Raw genomic sequence first — 2,678 nt, 5'->3', positions numbered from 1 at the left:
CGCACCCACCCCATACGACAACGCCGGCCTTCAAGACCACAACCGAGTCTTGAAGGCCGACGTCACGCCAGGCCCCGAATTAACCAACGGCATCCTCTTGCGAGGAGCGGGGCCCTTTTCGCCTACCGGACGCCGTGCTGGTGTCAGCCGCGGATCAGGTTGCGGAGCACGTACTGAGACATGCTTCCACTACACGTTAGTTCTGCAGAACTTCAAGGATGATGGCGTTCTGGCAATGATCCTCACACCAGATCATCACAATGACCATGGTTTCCGGGCATGGGAAGCGCATCTGGTCGAGCTCTCCACCCGCTAACGCAGCACCTCGACACACGCGAGGCAACGTGCTTCGTTGGCGATTGTTGCCGGTAAGAGGTCTCAGGAGACACTTGACGGTTCGTGCTCTGGACATGGTTGACACGTTCGGCTGAACGTCCGCTGTCCCCCACCTGCCGATGCGGCAGGGGTGCTTCCGTCGGAGTCATGGAGATAGAGCAGTTGGCCGAGTACCGCTACCAGGCTGTCCTCGAAGCGCTCGGCGGGTCTGCGATCGGCGAGGTCGCGGCCCGGTACGGCACCTCGCGTCAGACCCTACACAGCTGGCGACGGCGGTTCGAGCAGGAAGGCATGCCGGGTCTGCTGGATCGCTCCCGTCGGCCACGGAACAGCCCCACGCGCCTGTCCGCCGAGGTTGAGGCCGAGATCTGCGAGCTGCGACGCCGGCATCCCCGGTGGGGTGCCCGCCGGATCTCCCACAAGCTGTCCGCCCGCGGGCCGAAGCCGGCCCCGTCGCGGACCACGGTCCACCGGGTGCTGTCCCGCAACGGCCTGGTCCGCACCCAGGAACAGCAGCATCCGCCCGAGTACCGCCGGCGGCAGTATGAGGCACCGATGCACCTGCGGCAGACGGACCCGGCCGGAGGGAGGCAACTGCCGGGTTCATCATCTGCAGCAGGCGACACCACCGAGGTACCACGGTCAGTTCAACGCCCGGCACGCACAACCGTGAGCGTAGAACACGCCGACAGCCAGAGCGCCTCGCGACCACCATGGCCTCGCCGCCCAACCTCTCCGGCCGTACTCGAGGATCTCCGGAAGGCGGGAGCCGCCAAGGCCGAAGGCGCGCCTCCTCTGTCACAGGCGCAAGTCGACCTGATCGTCGCCATCCTGCGTCAGGCAAACCTTCAAGCCAGTGCACGTCGCGGACGCGGAGCGCCACAGCGGCAGGGGCCCTTGCAAGATCGAAGATCGTCCGGTTCGCCGGAGTCGTCGCGAGGCAGGGTGAGCGTCCCGGTTCGGGCAGGGGAACGCGGTGCAGGCACGACCTCAGTGATCATGTGAGTGTCGAAGTCCCATGAAAACTTGGTGAGTCCGTGCCTGCTCCTGCATCTTCCCTCATGCCCGCCCCGCTGGCACAACTGGCCCGGGCTGCCACTCCGGCTCCGCTGACGGACGCGGTCCGTCCGTCCGGTTTCCTGGACCTGGCCCCCGACCCGCGCGGCTGTCGCGGACGCCGCTATCCGTTGTCGGCGCTGGTGACCGCGGCCGCGGCGAGTGTCCTGGCCGGCGCCCGCTCGCTCGTCGCGATCACCGAGTGGATCAGTGATGCGCCCGCGTGGGCCTGCCGGGTCCTCGGATTCCCCGTGAACCCACTGACCGGCGCGGTCCGCGTTCCGCACCCGCAAACCCTGCGGCGCCTCCTCGTCCAACTCGACGGCGATGCCCTGGACCGGGCGATCGGAGCGTTCCTCACCGCCCGCGCCACCCCGGCCGGGCCCGGACCGCGGGCGATCGCGGTCGACGGCAAGGCCCTGCGCGGCTCGCGCACCGCCACCACCTCCTACGTCACCCTGCTTGCTGCGATGGACCACACCGGCAACGTCCTCGCCCGGCGCCAGGTCGCCGACAAGAGCAACGAGATCCCCGCCTTCGCCCCGCTGCTGGACACGATCGACCTCGCCGACACCGTGATCACCGCCGATGCCCTGCACACCCAGCACGCCCACGGCGCCTACCTCCGAACACGCGGCGCCCACTACATCGCGCAGGTCAAGGCCAACCACCCCGGCCTGTTCAACCGCGTCCGCCGGCTGCCCTGGCAGGACATCACCCTGGACCACTACGAGCGCACCCGCGCCCACCACCGCCACGAGATCCGCAGGCTGAAGACCGCGGCCTTCGCCCACATCGACTACCCCGACGCGAAGCAGGCCCTCCAAGTCGTCCGCTGGAGGCATGACTTCACCAGCAGCAAGCTCACCATCGAGCGCGTCTACCTGATCACCAGCCTGCCGCCCGGCGCCGCGAGCGGTGCCCAGCTCGCCGCCTGGATCCGCGGCCACTGGAAGATCGAGAATCTCCTGCACCACGTCCGGGACCGCACCTTCCGCGAGGACGACTCCAAGATCCATGCCGGCCGGCTGCCACGTGTCATGGCCGGCCTGCGCAACCTCGCGATCAGCGTCCACCGCCAGGACGGACGCACCAACATCGCCGCTGCCCTACGCCAAGCCGCCCGCGGCTGGGACCGGCCCCTGACGGCCCTCGGGCTCACCGGATGAACACGGACAAAACCTGATCACACAACGGACCCTGGGAGCTGTCGATAAATAACTCCTCGGTTTCTGAGGCCTGTTGGTCTGTAGGATTCGGGTGTGTCGGAGGGGATCGAGGCGGGG

The 2,678-nt window shown here is 67.9% G+C and carries 3 protein-coding genes; all 3 read left to right on the top strand.

The genetic code is table 11. The annotated features are described in order from the left end of the window. Positions 1-316: hypothetical protein (locus tag ACFW2Y_RS35455; RefSeq protein ID WP_384887773.1), on the top strand; the 316-nt coding region annotated here is incomplete at its 5' end. 167 nt (positions 317-483) lie between these two features. Next, the gene (locus tag ACFW2Y_RS35450) at positions 484-1,341 is read left to right on the top strand and encodes a helix-turn-helix domain-containing protein (protein WP_384887770.1); all 858 of its coding nucleotides are present in this window, start codon (positions 484-486) and stop codon (positions 1,339-1,341) included. Between the two features lie 56 nt (positions 1,342-1,397). Continuing rightward, complete coding sequence (locus ACFW2Y_RS35445) at positions 1,398-2,561, top strand: ISAs1 family transposase (protein WP_384887768.1); 1,164 nt, start codon at positions 1,398-1,400, stop codon at positions 2,559-2,561. Positions 2,562-2,678 lie beyond the last annotated feature (117 nt).

The sequence above is a fragment of the Streptomyces sp. NPDC058877 genome (assembly GCF_042742855.1).
GTDB lineage: Bacteria > Actinomycetota > Actinomycetes > Streptomycetales > Streptomycetaceae > Streptomyces.
Note: the sequence above shows the minus strand (reverse complement) of the source record. Positions and strands in the feature narration are given on the sequence as shown.